Raw genomic sequence first — 16602 nt, forward strand, 5'->3', positions numbered from 1 at the left:
TGGTTTTAAACGATTTCCGTTATTTTCGTCTGCTCGTCATGAAGTGTGAACGAGGTTGCGGACTTCTGTTTCGGGTCGAAATAGACGATCAAGAGCGTATCCTTTCCTACAAGTTCATCATCTGTTAAAAACAAATTTAAATCAAAGGATAACCGTTCGATCATCACATGCTTATGCAATTCTTTTTCACTCAGATTAAGTTCTTTGAAGTCCCCTGACACTTTTTCAGGATGGTCAGCGAGAAATCGCAGATAAGTGGATTGCGTGGCCTTATCCATGGAAAAGTTCCACCACGGTTTTCTCGGCTTATGCTTTTGACGGATGAAATAGTCATACTTCATCAACCCTTCCACGATCTCGAGGTTAGGAATACCCCGGACACTTAGGAAGGAGTGGAGGCGTTTGAATAAATCCTCCAGTTGATGTCCGATCCTTGACCATCCACGCGTTTCCCAATAGTCTCCGAATTGCTGGAAGAAATCGAAGGCAGAAGGGAAGACGTGATCGATCAAATAACTGACGGTCGTGTCCATACGGTGGTCATTCCAAAACTTCTCCAGGACATCCTCCACACGCTTGATCTTGATGATTTCATCAAAACTTAGTACATTATTTCCAAGAATCTCATAGGGTGCTTTGTCCATATAAATATAATCATGGTTGTCCGCTCGGAGACGCATGCCAGTTCCTCTGAGCATTTTCAAAAAGCCGAGCTGTACTTCTTCGATGCGGAATTCAAATACATCGTTGAAGGTTTTCCGGAATGAGTCATAATTTTCTTCCGGAAGTCCAGCGATCAAGTCAAGATGCTGGACGATTTTGCCGCCATCACGGACGGTTGTCACTGTCCTTGTCAGCTTTTCGAAATTCTGGCGTCTTTCAACGAGGTCATTCGTATTGTCATTCGTGGATTGCACACCGATTTCGAATCGGAATAATCCTGCAGGGGCATGTTCATTCAAAAAATCGATGACTTCAGGACGCATGATATCAGCTGTGATTTCGAACTGGAAAACAGTACCCGGAAGGTGTTCTTTGATCAAGAAATCGAACATTTCGAGTGCATAATCCCTGCGGATATTGAATGTCCGGTCGACGAATTTGATGGTCCTAGCCCCATTCTCCATCAAGAAACGAATCTCTTCTTTCATCATTCCAATGTCAAAGTAACGGACGCCGACTTCAATTGAAGACAGGCAAAAGGAACAGGAATATGGACAGCCTCTGCTAGTCTCGATGTATGTGACCCGTTTAGAAAGCTGTGGCAGATCCTCTTCCACCCGGAAAGGGGACGGGACCGATTTGAGATCTAGTTTCGGTCTCGGACCAGTGCGGAATGGTTGCCCATTTTTCATGTATGCTATACCTGCTACAGATTCGACATCTTCTTCTTTTTCGAACGCCTGTAAGAGGTCTTTGAAGGTTTCTTCGCCTTCACCTACAACGATGAAATCGACATGCTCAAGCCGCTCCAGCCATTGTGGTACATCATAAGAGACTTCAGGTCCTCCGAGCACGATTTTTACATCAGGTTTGATCTTCTTCATCATTTCAATGATCGGAATCGTTTCTTCAATGTTCCAGATATAACAGCTGAAGCCGATTACATCAGGGTTTCTGGAATACAGATCACTGACGATGTTCATGACAGGATCTTTGATCGTATATTCAGCCATATCGATTTTGAAATCAGGCTCACAATACGTTTTCAAATACCTTAAAGCAAGGCATGTATGGATATATTTAGCGTTCAGGGTGCTTACGACTATGTTCATCTTTTTCACTCCACTTCGGTTAATGATAAACTTCGAATTTTTTCGTTACTCAGTTTTTCCAGTCCTCACGTAGTACATGGAAGCTACGATTCGCGAAGTATAAACATTATGCACCTGCGTCTACATGTGATCCTACCGGAGAAAGCTTCCTTGGTGCAAGGCAGCAATGATGTATTTCAAGTTAGTAGCCTACCTCAAACCATCGTGCCTCAAACTTCGACGTACAGGACGTACTAGTACCGGTGTTGTCATAGGACGTGACGTTTTTAACCGGTGCTTGTTTCTGATTAACCGAAAAATATAATTTATGTACTATTTAACAACTCATTTTATCACATTTTGGCAGTTGGCTTCACGTTTATTGTGAAAAGAGGAATTTTAAAAGGGGAAATGGAAGTATATACGAAGTTACGAGCGAAATGTTTTACAAAGGTGATCGATTAGCAGAAAATCAAATTAACACTAAAAAAGAAGGAGGGGTCTGATATGGAACGATTAACAGAAGAACAAGTATCCGTGCAGCTTCAAAATCTCGAAGACTGGAAACTGACCGATGAAAAATGGATCACAAAAAAATATCGATTCAAGAATTATCTGGATGGAATTGATTTTGTCAGTAAAATCGCTCGTCATTCTGAGGAAATCCAGCATCATCCTCTCATTTCCATCGATTATAAGCTTGTGACAGTCAAGTTGAGTTCCTGGCAGGCAAAGGGCCTGACAGAACTGGACTTCAAGCTTGCTGCTGATTATGACCGTATCTATGACCAATAGGAGGAAAATATGAAATTCATCTATGGAAATCACCAAAATGAACCGATAGTTGCTGTCCTTTTAGAGAATCAACCCGAAAAAGCACTTGATCTGACACATGCAGCATCTGTGTTGGAAGTCGATTTTCCGAATACACTGCTTGAAGCTGTCCAGCTTGGTGAAGACTTCGTCGAAAAGGTCGATGAGTTGCAGTCTCTTTTAAAAGAACAGGGAAACACTGAAAAGTACATTCTAGAACTCGATTCGATCGAACTGCTGGCTCCGATTCCAAGGCCGACGAAAAATATCTTTTGTGTAGGGAAAAATTATCTCGACCATGCACTTGAACTTGGTACAGAGGCAGATGTGCCGGAAGTACCGATGATTTTTTCAAAAGCGCCGACGACGGTAATTGGTCCGGAACAACCGATCATCATACCGACAGAGGTCACAACCGATATTGATTATGAAGGTGAACTTGCAGTCATCATCGGGAAAAAGGGAAAAGCGATCACTCGAGACGAAGCATATGACTATGTGTTCGGTTATACACTCATCAATGATGTAACCGCAAGAGACCTACAAAGTAGGCACAAACAATTTTTAATCGGAAAGAGCTTGGACGGAAGTTGTCCGATGGGACCGGCTTTGGTTCATAAATCTGCAGTCCCTGACCCTCATGATCTACATATAACAACTTACGTAAATGGAGAAACACGCCAGAGTTCTTCAACCTCAAAAATGATTTTCTCAATACCTGAATTAATCGAGGTACTATCGAAAGTAATGACACTTGAACCAGGAGACATCATCGCAACCGGCACACCTGCTGGAGTGGGAAAAGGATTCAATCCGCCTAAATTTCTGAAAGCAGATGATATTGTCAAAGTCGAAGTGGAATACATCGGTACCCTGTCGAACCCTGTACACAATGATGTTTAAAGAAACCCATCGAATGGAATTGTAAAAATAGTACACAGATTAGTTGATACGATCATTTTGAATAATGGAGGCGTTACGATGGATAAAGGTATTTTTATCAATAACGAATGGTCTGATTATGGTCTGGAAAAAGTCGAAGTAGTGAACCCTGCAACAGGTGAACGCGTCGGTACAGTTCCGCGAGGGGGAAAAAAAGAAGCAAGGATGGCTATTGATGCAGCCCACGAAGCATTTCCATCGTGGTCCAATTTGACAGCATATGATCGTGCGTCTTATTTAGAGAAGTTACATGATTTGATGCTTGAGCATGAGGATGAGCTAGCGAAGCTCATGACAGAAGAAATGGGCAAACCGCTGAAAGAATCGAAAGGTGAGGTCCAGTATGCGGCGTCATTCTTGAAGTGGTTTGCAGAGGAGGGGAAACGTGTCTATGGCAGAACGATTCCTGCTTCAAAAGAAAACAAACGAATGCAAGTGAACAAGCAGCCTGTCGGTGTCGTCGGTGCGATCACACCTTGGAACTTTCCGGCAGCGATGATTACTCGTAAGCTCGGCCCGGCATTAGCGGCAGGATGTACGTTCGTCGTCAAACCGCCGAATGAAACGCCACTGACTGCTGTACGTCTAGTAGAGCTTTGTCAGGAAGCAGGTATTCCGAAAGGTGTCGTCAACATCGTATCCGGGAAGTCCTCAGAGATCGGAGAGGAGCTTTTATCCAATCCGAAGGTCCGCAAAGTGACATTCACTGGCTCGACAGAAGTTGGAAAGCTATTGATGAAACAAGGGGCGGAACAGGTGAAAAATATGTCCCTAGAGCTTGGCGGACATGCTCCGATCGTCGTACTGGATGATGCAGACATCAAATATGCTGCTGAACAGACAGTGGCCTCCAAGTTCCGTAACGGAGGGCAGACTTGTATTTGCGGTAACCGGATCTATGTTCAAGAAAAAATTTATGATGAATTCATCGAAGAAGTTGTAGCCATTACAGAAAAGCTGAAGGTTGGCAATGGTCTTGATGATGAGACAGATATTGGCCCGATGATCAATAAAGATGCCTACGAAAAAGTCGAAAAACATGTGCAGAATGCAATCAAGCAGGGTGCAAAGTGCGTAGTAGGCGGAAAAGGACAAGAAGCTGCGAACGGAACGTATTATTACGAGCCGACGGTACTTATCGATGTTGAACCGAGCATGCTGATCATGAATGAAGAGACGTTCGGTCCTGTCGCTCCAATCCAGAAGGTGAAAACAGACGTAGAGGCTGTGAAGTATGCGAATATGACGCCTTACGGATTAGCGGCATACGTGTTCAGTGAACATTATAGCCGTGGATTGAAAGTGGTTGAAGCGATAAATTATGGTATTGTCGGCTGGAATGACGGGGTACCATCAGCTGCACAAGCGCCATTCGGAGGCATGAAACAGAGTGGGCTCGGCCGCGAAGGCGGAATTGAAGGAATCGAAGAGTATCTCGAAACGAAATACATCTCGATCGGCTTGAAAGAGTAGACCTTTAAATAGGGAAAGGATTGACCTGGCGGAGAAATGCCTGGTCAATCCTTTTCTTTTTCCGATTTTGGTGGTAATCCAAAACCAATATCCGCGTTAGTTTCCGACTGTTTACTTGAAAACAGCCCGATTCCGGACTTTGACGCTTTTTTCTTTTTCCACGTACAGTAAAGGTGAAGCTACGAGCATTAACGAAATGATCAAAGCGATATAGAAACCAGCTGTCACGATGTTTCCGGTGTTCGTGAGGATATAAAGACAACTCAATACTGCAATCAAACCTGCTGCACAATCTAAATAAATGCTAGGCTTCCGCTTTGAAAATAACATCGTTAGTACAAATACAGAGATGGCTGGTGCAAGAAGGATCACAAACAGCGAGAACATTTGCTCATCACTGATTTTCATGACGCCGAAACTGTTCAGCTGACTGGCAAGGGAAACTGTCTTGAATGGGAGAAGATATCCGATTACTGGAACAGTGGTGACGATGAAAGGTATTTTAAGCCATGGTAGTGCAAAGCTCACGAGAAGAGTGATATGTAACCAGACACGTACGTTTTTCATAGAAGACCCTCCAAAGTTGAAATTGAGATAAGCTACCATAGACATATTCAACTTCTCCTCAATTAAGAACTGACGAAGGTCCTGACATGTTGAAAATTATAGGCTATATTCGCAAACTATGTTACTTTTGCACTTAAAGAAAGTATAAAATACTTTCTTCAGTATAAGGGCAACTAAGGCTCGACCCACAAAAGGCTTGGTCTCGCCAAGTTTTCTTTAAAAGTCGTTGATTTCCACTCCAGCATACTCGCTTTCCGCGGGCACGGCCTCAGCCTCCTCAGAAACCACAGACCGCTTTCTTCCGGTGTCTTCGACTCGTGCTGATCCCGCAGGAATCTACGGATGTTGAATACGCTTTTCGTCTTTCATTTTCTGTAGGCAGTTATAGTTTTGTCCCATCCTCTCTTTAAATGCAAAAAAGAACAGGCACCAATGAGCCTGTTCTTCATCAAAATGTTTCTTTTATGCTTCTAATACTTCTTTTATCTTTCCGATCGCCCAATCGAGATCTTTTTTGTCGATCACAAGTGGTGGAGCGAAACGGATGACAGTTTCGTGCGTTTCCTTACAAAGCAATCCTTTTTCCTTCAATTGCTCACAATATGGACGTGCAGCTTCAGTCAATTCCACACCGATGAACAAGCCGCGTCCACGGATTTCTTTTATCATAGGATTGTTGATCTTCTTCAATTCTTCTTGGAAGTAGTTCCCCAATTCCAAAGAACGTTCTACTAACTTCTCTTCTTCAAGAACTTCAAGTGATGCGATCGAGACCGCACATCCCAATGGATTTCCACCAAATGTTGAACCGTGCGAACCTGGATTGAAGACACCTAAAATATCTTTATTCGCAGCCACGCAGGATATTGGGAATACGCCTCCCCCCAGCGCTTTTCCAAGGATATACACATCTGGCTCGACATTTTCCCAATCACATGCGAACGTTTTACCAGAACGTCCTAAGCCGGATTGGATTTCGTCGGCCACCATCAACACATTTTCAGAAGTACATAATTCACGCGCTTCTTTTAAGAAACCATCCTCGGGAATGTTGATCCCAGCTTCACCCTGGATAGGTTCGAACAAGAATGCTGCAGTATTTTCAGTGATCGCATTGCGGAGTGCCTCGATATCTCCATATGGAATGACCTTGATGCCAGGAAGCATTGGTCCGAAGCCGCGCTTATATTCAGCTTCTGAAGAGAGGGAAACAGCTGTCATCGTACGGCCGTGGAAGTTTCCTTCACATGCGATGATTTCTGCTTGATTGTCTTCAACGCCTTTTACATCATATGCCCAGCGGCGAGCGGTCTTGATTGCCGTCTCAACTGCTTCTGCACCAGTATTCATCGGTAGAATCATATCTTTATTCGTCAGTTTCGATACTTTTTCATAAAATGGAGCTAGTTGATCGTTGTGGAACGCTCGTGAAGTCAACGTTACACGGTCAGCCTGCTGCTTAAGCGCTTTGATGATTTTCGGGTGTCGATGCCCCTGATTGACAGCGGAATATGCACTCAGCATATCCATATACTTGTTGCCTTCAGGGTCTTTCACCCAGACACCTTCAGCTTCGGATATGACGATCGGGAGTGGGAGGTAGTTCTTTGCTCCATACTGTTCTGTTTTCGAAATGATTTCTTCTGTTCCATGTTGGTTTCTTACTTTACTCATGTGGCTCACTCCATTCTTTTCAATTCATTTTGACTCTTTCCCCATTATAAATGAAAACGTTTTGCATTACACCCTCAGCATCAGATTTCCCTTTTGGAAAGGGTTTTGATATGATGAAGTCGATTGAGTTTAGAGGAGGAATGCTGGATGCTTCATGCGCATGTCACGTCTTGGGCGATCGCGATCATCCTGTTTTTTGTAACGTATTTTCTGTTAAAAGCAGGAAAAGCGAAAGGCCATAAGATCACAAGCATGATTTTAAGGTTGTTTTATGTCTTCATTATCGTTACTGGCGGAATGATGTTCGTACAATACTTATCAGGCGGATATTATGAATTTGCATTATTTGCGAAAGCACTGGTAGGTATATGGGTGATCGGAAGTATGGAAATGGTATTGGCAAAAGCGAAAAAAGGGGCTGCTGTCACTGGAATGTGGATCATGTTCGTCATTTCACTGATCTTAGTTTTATTCCTGGGTTATCACGCATTGCCAATGTAAAAATGAAAACCAACAAGAAAGAGCTTATCCGTTAGGGACAAGCTCTTTTTTTCACTTGAAGAAAGTACAAAAATACTTTCTTCAGTATAAGTGCACAAGTTGGAGGCTTCAGAAGCAATACACCGCACGAAGGAAAAGCAATTGCTTTTTCGAGGAACTAAGGCTCAGCCTGTGCTAAGGCTGGGCATTGCCAAATTTTCTTTAATCCGTGAACGTACTTTCTGTGATGATCACCATGACCGCTTTTTCAATCGTGTCGTCCTTCGTTTTGTTTTCAAAATATGTATCGATTTGGTCAAGAAGTTGATTGGGGTCCTCGATATGTATGTCTTTTGACTTCAAACCCTTTTTAAGATGGATGGCAAAAGTAAGACGATCTTGAGTTGATAAAGACTGCCACTCTTGACCGGTGAGTTGTAAAATATCTTCTGGATTTTTTGAAGAGGACGTGTGGCCGCCTGATGCTTCTCTTTGTTCCTTCAATTGGATCATACTTTCTTCATCTACAAAAAGATCCGTTAATTCAGGACTGACAGCTATTGAGGAAATTCCCAATAAGACTGCAAGAGTAAGTAAACCGAATAAGAAATTTTTCATATGTACCATGCCTTTGTCTTAATGTGTATATCAGTATAACATTTTTTTGTAAGGCTGTTTTCGCAAACGTTGTTGCTCTTGAAAGTTGTTGATTTCCGCTACAGGATGCTCGCTTTCCGCGGGGCGTGCGGTGAGCCCACTCGTCGCGTTGCGACATGGAATGGTCTCACCTGTCCCGCTGATCCCGCAGGAGTCTCGCACCTTGCTCTCCAATCAACTTGCCAAGGTGATTTTTTTAAATAACTCAAAAGCAACAATCTTTTAGTAAAGAGCCTTTTGTAAAGTGGTTAACGTTCTTCACCAAAAAAGGGGGAAATTATGAAATTCTATCAATTCAATCCAACTAAAGCTAAGGTGATCGACCAGTTTGGCAGTTCTGGTGTTCGAATCTCGCCTTTCATACGACAGGAAGGATTTCAGCAGACAGCATGTATCCACTTCGAAAAGGGGAGCTGTCTCGGCATGCATCCTGCCACGATCAATCAATTGTTCATCGTGATGTCAGGTGAAGGGTGGGTACGTGTTAAAGATTCAGATAAAGTGAAGGTTTCCGCTGGAATAGCTGTATATTGGGAACCTGGGGAAGAGCATGAATCAGGATCAGCGGAATCTATGGAGGTGATCGTGTTAGAAGGGGCGAACATCAATCCTTCAACCTTCATGTCTGAAATCGAAACGGCGTAGGATAAAAGACCTCATTTCCTTTATCGGAGCATAGTAAAATAGGAGTTTATACACCCCGGAGATTGATGAAGAGACCGACTGATCTGGTCGATAAAAGGGATGGATATGTCTAAAAATTAATAATCAGATCAATTTCAATCGATGCTGGGGAAGGGTGTAAAGATGAAGACTGTCAGCACGATTTATAGTAGTAAGAAACAATTACAATCATTCATAGATATGAACGACCTCCATTCGGCACATGATCGGTTACTGATCCAGGTATTCACTTCAGAAGGGAAGGTTCGGATATCAAGACTGATAGAGATGCTTGATCAGGAGTTTCCGGAAGCAGCAATCATCGGTGCGACAGTAGACGCCTCTTTTTGTGAGGAAATCAGGACGAGCGGTACGACGATCTCTTTTACTGTTTTTGATAAGGTGAAGCTTGCGTGTATTGGTGTTTCCGATGATGGAAATATGGAAGCCCATGAATGTGGTATCCATATCGCTGAACGGATCATCAAACCAAATACGAAAGCGGTCATCCTGTTCGGAACCAGCAGTACATATAACAATCTGGGGGTGCTGAAGGGGTTAGAGAAAGTGGCTCCCGATGTGGTGGTCGCAGGTGGTAATGCAGTACCGATTGGAGAACGTAATATAGAATACCTGATCTCTAATGAAGGTTTGATCGATTCAGGTGTGACGGCGGTCAGCCTGACTGGGAATGATTTGAATGCATCTGTCCATGCGTGTTCGGATTGGAATACGGCAGGTCGTTCGTTTAAAGTGACGAAGGCTCAAGATTGCATCCTCTATACGTTGGATGATATACCCGTCCAAGATATTTATGAAAAATATCTTGGAAGTGAAATGACGTCGAATATCATAGATTCACGATCTTCCTTTCCTTTGATGGTAACACGCGGGGAGCAGACAGAACCTGTCATGGTGAAGCGTTTTTGTGAAGACGGTTCGATTGAAGTCTTTCAACCGATTCCAGAAGGTTGCAAAGTTTCCATTGGTTGTGGAGACGCTGGAATTTTTCTGGATTCGATGAATTGTATCTATCGCCAACTGGAAAGACAGCCTGTAGAAGGGCTCTTCCTATATTCATGTTTATCCAGACGACGGTTTTTCAATATCGGGATTGCTCATGAGATGGACATGATTAAAAGTCTCGTTCCTACAGTAGGAGCTTTCACAGCGGGAGAATATTATCATGAGAAGGGAAAGAATGACGTCTTAAGCTATGCCCTTTCGTTCTTGACGTTAGCCGAAAATGAAACATATATTGATGAACAAACTTTCCGGAAGGCAAATAACGTGGCTTCACACTATCAAGAATTTCTTGCGATGTCACAGCTTGTGAAGGCATCTGCGGAGGATCTTGAGGTTTTGAACGATTCTCTTATGGTGGCGGAAGAGAAAATTTCACAGTTGGCTTATCATGACAGTTTGACAGGCTTGCCAAATCGATTGTATTTCCATGAGAGATTGGCAGAAGCGATCGAGTCAGCTGAAAAATCGAATGAGAAACTTGCGGTGATGGTAGTCGATTTGGATGAGTTCAAGATGATCAACGATAGTCTAGGGCATCAGGCGGGTGACCGGATTTTAAAACATGTGGCAAGAAACATGAGCGGGATGATTGAAGAGAGGCAATGCCTTGCAAGGTTTGCTGCAGATGAATTCCTCATTTTCGTTCCTGTTGCGAGTGATTTGGATAAGCTGACAGGTTTAGCAAAAAACATATTATCAGTCATCAAAAAACCGATTTTCTTAAACGGCAAAGATTATGTTCTGTCTGGAAGCATCGGTATCAGTATGTACCCTGATGATGCCAGGAATGAGGAGCACCTCTTGAAGAATGCGAACCTTGCAATGCACCGTGCAAAAATGGACGGAAGAAACAGTGTGCAGTTTTATACAGTGGAGATGAATGATTCAATTAACGAACGCCTTGAAATGGAATATCATTTGAGAAAGGCGATGTCGTTAGGCGAGTTTGAAATCTTCTACCAACCGCAGATCAATATATCCGATGGAAAAGTGTTCGCTTGTGAAGCATTGTTGAGATGGAATCATACGAAACGCGGGATGATCCCTCCGAACCTTTTTATTCCGATTGCTGAAGAAGCGGGCTTGATTAATGAAATCGGGAAATGGGTCCTTGAACAAGCTTGTAAACAAGTACGCAGTTGGCATGACCAAGGTTTGGGACACTTATCGGTTTGTGTAAATGTTTCTGGAAGACAATTTCAACGATTGGAATTCGTTGATGAAGTAAAAGAATGCCTGGGGACTTCTGGACTCAGTCCTTCTGCGCTGCACATCGAACTGACAGAGAGCATCATGCTTGAAGATGTGGAACACAGTCTGTGGATCATAAATCAGTTGAGAGCGCTCGGTGTGAAAATATCTGTCGATGATTTCGGCACAGGATATTCATCTTTAAGCTACTTGAGGGATTTTCCGATCGATATCCTGAAAATCGACCAATCTTTCATACGGAACCTGGAAGAATTCAGTTCAGATGCTGCAATCGTACGTGCAATCATTACAATGTGCGAAGGATTGAACGTCACGGTCCTCGCTGAAGGTGTGGAAACGAAAAATCAATTGATCACATTGAAGAATTTCGGATGTGATCAAGTACAAGGGTACTATATCAGCAAACCTGTCAATCCAGCACAAATCCAAACCTTCCTGACAGGTGAGAAAATCATTTGAGGAAAGCATGGTTCAACCAGCCCATGGATGGGTACTGGATGAGGCATATTCCCTATTGAGGGGGCAAGTTCTAAGCAAATGTCTTATACGCAAGCAAACTTGTTGAATCATTTCCCGCAAGTCGCTAACGGACACAGGAGACCTTATTTAGCCAAAATAATGGAATTATACAAACTCAACGGACATCAGGTACCTTATTTAGTAAATATCATAAAAAACAACTCCTTTGTTCACAAATAACGGCCCTGGTGTCCGTTACAATTTCAAAACATTCATGAAAGCACAAAGGAGCTGATCGAACACCTACTTTTCAACGTGTTTTGGATCAGCCCCATTAAATTTCAAATAAGGATAGCGGTTCGACTAAAACCATCGAACCGCTTTTTTATTGTTTGGTGTACCAGGCACCGAACAAGAGCTTAACAGTGCCAAGGGATCTGAAAGTGTGCCTGGCACCGAAGTATGGCACCGTTTCTTAGTACAGGTCGGTGCGGCGGTCTTCGTAGATTGGGATGCGGGTCCGGATTTCATTCAGCTCATCAATGGAGATGTCAGCGAATAGGATTGTTTCTGTTTCATCTGCTTCTGCGATGATTTCGCCCCATGGGTTGATGATGATCGAGTGCCCGCCAAATTCATTGTCAGGATCAGCGCCGATACGGTTACAGGCGACGACGTAGCATTGGTTTTCAATCGCTCGTGTAATCAATAGGTTACGCCAGTGTTCTGTTCTGGGTTTCGGCCATTCAGCCGGGATAAATAACACTTTTGCACCTTCAAGTGCATGCTTGCGCATCCATTCAGGAAAACGGATATCATAACAGATGAACCCTGCTGAAGGGACCCCGTCAATTTCAAAATGTCCATCTTTATTTCCTGCAGTCAAGTATTTTTCTTCATTCATTAGACGGAACAGATGGACCTTGCTGTATTTTTTCACAACCTCACCCTCACGATCAAATACGATCATCGTGTTGTAGACGCTGTCTTCGGACCTTTCAGCGACGGAGCCCGCAATGATATTCACCCGATAAGTCGAAGCAAGGGAAGAGATGAATTCGATGGTCTGTTTTCCTTCATCGTCACCGATTTCATCGAGCCTTTTTAAATCATATCCCGTCGTCCACATCTCTGGAAGGACGATCACATCAGCCGATTCATTGCATGCATCCCGGATCGTCGCTGTCACTTTTTCGAAATTCACTTGTGGTTTACCAAATTCTATATCCATCTGTATTACTGCTACTTTCATACAAGGACCCCCTTAATTCCAAATTTTCAACATAAATCCCTTTACATTTGGTCATTTACACTTTAACATAAGTGATTAGAATTTTACGACAATTTACAATTAAAACTTTACGATATAGGAGGTTATCAGATTGGCTCGTTTTCAACAATCAGAATCAATCAAACGTTTGCCAGACCAATTCTTTGCAAAACTTGTAAATAAGATCGAACCCTACTATCAAGCTGGTTATGACATGATCAATCTCGGACAGGGGAATCCTGACCAGCCTACTCCGGATCATATCATCGAGGCACTGCAGACCTCAGCAACCAACCCGATCCACCATAAATACCCGCCGTTTCGAGGTCATACCTTTTTGAAAAAAGCGATTGCTGATTATTATAAACGGGAATACGATGTCGATCTAGACCCTGAAAAAGAAGTCGCTGTCCTCTTTGGAGCGAAGGCGGGTCTTGTAGAAGTAAGCCAATGCATGTTGAACCAGGGTGATACTGTATTAGTTCCGGATCCAGGTTATCCTGATTATGAATCTGGAATCGCCATCGCTGGTGCAAATCAATATAAGATGCCGCTTAAAAAGGAAAACGACTTCCTGCCAGACTACGATTCTATTCCACAAAATGTTCTGGAACAAGCAAAACTGATGTTCTTGAACTATCCTAACAACCCGACGGCCGGAATCGCAACAAGGGAATTTTTCGAAGAGACGGTTGAGCTCGGTGAAAAGACTGGCTGCTGTATCGTCCATGATTTTGCGTATGGATCGATCGGGTTTGACGGCAAGAAACCGATTAGCTTTCTTCAGACCAAAGGGGCAAAAGAGGTCGGAGTCGAAATGTATACACTGTCCAAAACATACAATATGGCCGGTTGGCGCGTTGGATTTGCATTAGGGAATGAGGAAGTAATCGAAGCCCTCAACCTTATCCAGGATCATTATTACTGCGGGATGTTCGGCGGCATCCAGGAAGCAGCGGCAAGTGCACTGAACGGTCCACAGGAGTGTGTTCACGAATTGACCGCTTTATATGAAGATCGTCGCAATGCATTCATCTCGAAATTGAATGATCATGGATTCAACGTTGATCTTCCGAAAGGATCCTTTTTCTCGTGGCTACCTGTTCCAGAAGGATATAAATCAGAAGAGTACGCGGAACTTTTGATCGAAAAGGCGCATGTGATCGTTGCACCTGGAAATGGATTTGGCGAAACTGGTGAAGGATTCGTCCGAGTTGGTTTGAATTGTGAAAAAGAACGATTGCTTGAAGCTGCCGACCGAATGATCCATTTACACAAAAACCACCTATGATTCTAACTCCACGGCCAACCGAGTGGGCACATTTCACATTTCTCCGCATAAATTGTGTAAAGAGATGTGAGGATGATCGAATCCCTTGGAAGGGTGAGGTAACAAAATGTGTGGAATCACAGGATGGATCGATTTTAAAGAAGATTTGACAAAAGAAACGACAACAATACACAAGATGGCAACCACATTAGGAAAGCGGGGGCCGGATGCTACAACGCATTGGACATCACGCCATGTCGCTCTTGGGCATGCACGTCTTATCGTGGTCGATCCTGCTGGCGGGGGTCAACCGATGCAGAAAACCCATCATTCGAATCAATATACGATGGTCTATAACGGTGAATTATACAACACAGAAGACATACGGAAAGTGCTGGTGTCGAGAGGATATCGCTTCGATTCCCATAGCGATACCGAGGTTCTTCTGACCAGTTACATCGAGTGGGGGGAGCAATGTGTCGATCATCTGAATGGCATTTATGCGTTTGCTATTTGGGATGAAAAGCATGAGCGGGTTTTCATGGCGAGGGACCGGCTTGGTGTAAAACCGCTATTTTACAGAGAACAATCTGGAACCTTTATATTCGGTTCAGAATTAAAGGCGATCCTGGCTCATCCGAACGTAAAAGCGGAGGTTGATCGGGAGGGCTTGCAAGAAATTTTCGGATTAGGTCCATCGAGGACACCAGGGCATGGCGTCTATAAAGGAATCAACGAGCTGAGGGCTGGTCATGCTCTCAGATTGGACCGGAATGGATTGCGAATTTGGCGCTATTGGGATGTGAAAAGTGAAGAGCATTCAGATTCGCTCGATGAGACAGTTGAGCAGGTGCGGTGGTTGCTGAAAGATGCTGTCGAAAGGCAACTTGTCGCTGACGTACCGGTGTGTACTTTTCTGTCTGGCGGAGTGGATTCAAGTGCAATCAGTGCATTCGCTTCGCGTTATTTCCGGCAGGAGGGCCGTGGTGCCCTGCATACGTATTCCATCGACTATGAAGAAAATGATAAGTACTTCAAGAAAAGCACTTTCCAACCGAATTCCGATGGTCCCTGGATCAAGATCATGCGGGACTATTTGAAGACGGTCCATCACTCCTCCGTAATTGATAATGCACATTTGCAGCATTATCTGACAGCAGCTGTTCATATGAAGGACTTACCGGGGATGGCTGATGTCGATTCCTCCTTACTTTGGTTTTGTGAAGAAATCAAACAGCGTTTTACAGTCGGACTATCGGGTGAGTGTGCAGATGAAATATTCGGAGGTTACCCCTGGTTTTATCGACAGGAATTGTTAGAGAGGGATGCGTTCCCATGGATGCACTCCACTGATGAACGTGAATCGATTTTAAGACCGGAATTGAGGAAAAAGCTTAATTTGAAAAATTATGTTCATGACCGTTATCAGCAAACAATCAATGAAACTCCGAAACTTGATGGTGAAGAGCCAGCTGAGGCTAGAAGAAGAGAGATGTTCTACCTTAATATGCATTGGTTCATGGCGACGCTCCTCGACAGAAAAGATCGCATGAGCATGGGAGCCAGCCTTGAGGTCAGGGTTCCATTTGCTGATCATAGGATTGTAGAGTATGCATGGAATATCCCGTGGGAGATGAAAATGTTTGAGGGCAGGGAAAAAGGCATATTACGAAAAGCGCTCGAAGGAACCCTCCCTCATGAAGTTTTGTACCGAAAAAAAAGTCCTTATCCGAAAACGCATCATCCAGAATACACAAGGCTGGTGAAGGAATGGCTAATCTCGATTATTGAAAAGGAGTCAGCGCCTATCCTTGAATTGGTAGATCGGAACAAGGTGTCGGAAATCATCCAGACAGATGGTGGAGCCTTTAAAACTCCATGGTTCGGACAGTTGATGACAGGACCACAGCTAATCGCCCATCTAGCACAAATCAATGTGTGGTTGGAAGACTACAATGTCAATATCATAGAATGATAAATTTACGAGCGACTCTTCTGAAGGGTCGCTTTTTTTAGTATGAATTACTTTCTTCAATATAAGTACATCTAAAGCTTAGCCTGAGCCAAGGGATTGACTTTGCCAAGCTATCTTTATGTCGGAAAATGCTTTTGCTGCTAAACCTTCATGAAGTGGATAATTAGGTCTAAAGAACACAAAACCCATCGAATGTCGGATTTAATGGACATTTCGAACATGGTTATACAAGCCATCTGTATGATTTAACAATATTATCCAACAATACCCTTCCATTTTCGACACCCACTGTTACTTATGATTCAGGCAGAATTTGCGAATTTCACCTGCAAAACTATATACCTATTAGTACTGAGGAAGTACTAGT

Annotated in this window: 13 protein-coding genes; 8 read left to right on the forward strand and 5 right to left on the reverse strand. The window is 43.5% G+C overall.

The window, feature by feature from the left end:
* Window positions 1-5: 5 nt before the first annotated feature.
* On the reverse strand, window positions 6-1775 hold the full coding sequence (locus N8M93_RS12935; RefSeq protein WP_261132456.1) for a B12-binding domain-containing radical SAM protein: 1770 nt from the start codon (window positions 1773-1775) through the stop codon (window positions 6-8).
* Between the two features lie 486 nt (window positions 1776-2261).
* On the opposite strand from N8M93_RS12935, the gene N8M93_RS12940 reads away from it, so the two are divergent.
* From N8M93_RS12940 to N8M93_RS12950, 3 genes are all read left to right on the forward strand, one after another.
* Complete coding sequence (locus N8M93_RS12940) at window positions 2262-2549, forward strand: 4a-hydroxytetrahydrobiopterin dehydratase (protein ID WP_261132458.1); 288 nt, start codon at window positions 2262-2264, stop codon at window positions 2547-2549.
* A gap of 9 nt (window positions 2550-2558) precedes the next feature.
* Window positions 2559-3470: a fumarylacetoacetate hydrolase family protein gene (locus N8M93_RS12945; RefSeq protein WP_261132459.1), complete on the forward strand. Its 912-nt coding sequence runs from the start codon at window positions 2559-2561 to the stop codon at window positions 3468-3470.
* Between the two features lie 78 nt (window positions 3471-3548).
* Window positions 3549-4982, forward strand: coding sequence for an NAD-dependent succinate-semialdehyde dehydrogenase (locus N8M93_RS12950; protein WP_261132460.1), 1434 nt, complete (start codon window positions 3549-3551; stop codon window positions 4980-4982).
* Window positions 4983-5093: 111 nt separating this feature from the next.
* On the opposite strand, the gene N8M93_RS12955 is transcribed toward N8M93_RS12950, so the two are convergent.
* Both N8M93_RS12955 and N8M93_RS12960 read right to left on the reverse strand, forming a co-directional pair.
* Window positions 5094-5549, reverse strand: coding sequence for a hypothetical protein (locus N8M93_RS12955; RefSeq protein ID WP_261132462.1), 456 nt, complete (start codon window positions 5547-5549; stop codon window positions 5094-5096).
* Between the two features lie 462 nt (window positions 5550-6011).
* Entirely contained in the window at window positions 6012-7223 is a 1212-nt protein-coding gene (locus N8M93_RS12960; protein ID WP_261132464.1) for an ornithine--oxo-acid transaminase, read from the reverse strand.
* Window positions 7224-7370: 147 nt separating this feature from the next.
* On the opposite strand from N8M93_RS12960, the gene N8M93_RS12965 reads away from it, so the two are divergent.
* On the forward strand, window positions 7371-7724 hold the full coding sequence (locus N8M93_RS12965; protein ID WP_261132466.1) for a YisL family protein: 354 nt from the start codon (window positions 7371-7373) through the stop codon (window positions 7722-7724).
* A 201-nt stretch (window positions 7725-7925) separates the two neighbouring features.
* Here N8M93_RS12965 and N8M93_RS12970 read toward each other — a convergent pair whose 3' ends face one another.
* The gene (locus N8M93_RS12970; RefSeq protein WP_261132468.1) at window positions 7926-8321 is read right to left on the reverse strand and encodes a hypothetical protein; all 396 of its coding nucleotides are present in this window, start codon (window positions 8319-8321) and stop codon (window positions 7926-7928) included.
* 318 nt (window positions 8322-8639) lie between these two features.
* On the opposite strand from N8M93_RS12970, the gene N8M93_RS12975 reads away from it, so the two are divergent.
* Both N8M93_RS12975 and N8M93_RS12980 read left to right on the forward strand, forming a co-directional pair.
* Window positions 8640-9005, forward strand: a complete 366-nt coding sequence (locus tag N8M93_RS12975; RefSeq protein WP_261132470.1) for a cupin domain-containing protein — start codon at window positions 8640-8642, stop codon at window positions 9003-9005.
* A gap of 162 nt (window positions 9006-9167) precedes the next feature.
* Entirely contained in the window at window positions 9168-11720 is a 2553-nt protein-coding gene (locus tag N8M93_RS12980; RefSeq protein ID WP_261132472.1) for an EAL domain-containing protein, read from the forward strand.
* Window positions 11721-12195: 475 nt separating this feature from the next.
* Here N8M93_RS12980 and N8M93_RS12985 read toward each other — a convergent pair whose 3' ends face one another.
* Window positions 12196-12972, reverse strand: coding sequence for a carbon-nitrogen family hydrolase (locus tag N8M93_RS12985; RefSeq protein ID WP_261132474.1), 777 nt, complete (start codon window positions 12970-12972; stop codon window positions 12196-12198).
* A 130-nt stretch (window positions 12973-13102) separates the two neighbouring features.
* Between N8M93_RS12985 and N8M93_RS12990 the strand changes: the two genes are divergently transcribed.
* Together N8M93_RS12990 and asnB are read left to right on the forward strand one after the other, a co-directional pair.
* The gene (locus tag N8M93_RS12990) at window positions 13103-14281 is read left to right on the forward strand and encodes a pyridoxal phosphate-dependent aminotransferase (protein ID WP_261132475.1); all 1179 of its coding nucleotides are present in this window, start codon (window positions 13103-13105) and stop codon (window positions 14279-14281) included.
* A gap of 106 nt (window positions 14282-14387) precedes the next feature.
* Entirely contained in the window at window positions 14388-16235 is a 1848-nt protein-coding gene (asnB, locus tag N8M93_RS12995) for an asparagine synthase (glutamine-hydrolyzing) (protein ID WP_261132477.1), read from the forward strand.
* Window positions 16236-16602 lie beyond the last annotated feature (367 nt).

The organism is Bacillus sp. Marseille-Q3570, assembly GCF_946151055.1.
Lineage (GTDB): Bacteria > Bacillota > Bacilli > Bacillales > Fictibacillaceae > Pseudalkalibacillus.

What these genes read in the sequence shown, in the direction of transcription:
- N8M93_RS12935 (WP_261132456.1), bottom strand. Translation starts at nt 1,775, where the DNA reads ATGAACATAGTCGTAAGCACCCTGAACGCTAAATATATCCATACATGC.
- N8M93_RS12940 (WP_261132458.1), top strand. Translation starts at nt 2,262, where the DNA reads ATGGAACGATTAACAGAAGAACAAGTATCCGTGCAGCTTCAAAATCTC.
- N8M93_RS12945 (WP_261132459.1), top strand. Translation starts at nt 2,559, where the DNA reads ATGAAATTCATCTATGGAAATCACCAAAATGAACCGATAGTTGCTGTC.
- N8M93_RS12950 (WP_261132460.1), top strand. Translation starts at nt 3,549, where the DNA reads ATGGATAAAGGTATTTTTATCAATAACGAATGGTCTGATTATGGTCTG.
- N8M93_RS12955 (WP_261132462.1), bottom strand. Translation starts at nt 5,549, where the DNA reads ATGAAAAACGTACGTGTCTGGTTACATATCACTCTTCTCGTGAGCTTT.
- N8M93_RS12960 (WP_261132464.1), bottom strand. Translation starts at nt 7,223, where the DNA reads ATGAGTAAAGTAAGAAACCAACATGGAACAGAAGAAATCATTTCGAAA.
- N8M93_RS12965 (WP_261132466.1), top strand. Translation starts at nt 7,371, where the DNA reads ATGCTTCATGCGCATGTCACGTCTTGGGCGATCGCGATCATCCTGTTT.
- N8M93_RS12970 (WP_261132468.1), bottom strand. Translation starts at nt 8,321, where the DNA reads ATGAAAAATTTCTTATTCGGTTTACTTACTCTTGCAGTCTTATTGGGA.
- N8M93_RS12975 (WP_261132470.1), top strand. Translation starts at nt 8,640, where the DNA reads ATGAAATTCTATCAATTCAATCCAACTAAAGCTAAGGTGATCGACCAG.
- N8M93_RS12980 (WP_261132472.1), top strand. Translation starts at nt 9,168, where the DNA reads ATGAAGACTGTCAGCACGATTTATAGTAGTAAGAAACAATTACAATCA.
- N8M93_RS12985 (WP_261132474.1), bottom strand. Translation starts at nt 12,972, where the DNA reads ATGAAAGTAGCAGTAATACAGATGGATATAGAATTTGGTAAACCACAA.
- asnB (WP_261132477.1), top strand. Translation starts at nt 14,388, where the DNA reads ATGTGTGGAATCACAGGATGGATCGATTTTAAAGAAGATTTGACAAAA.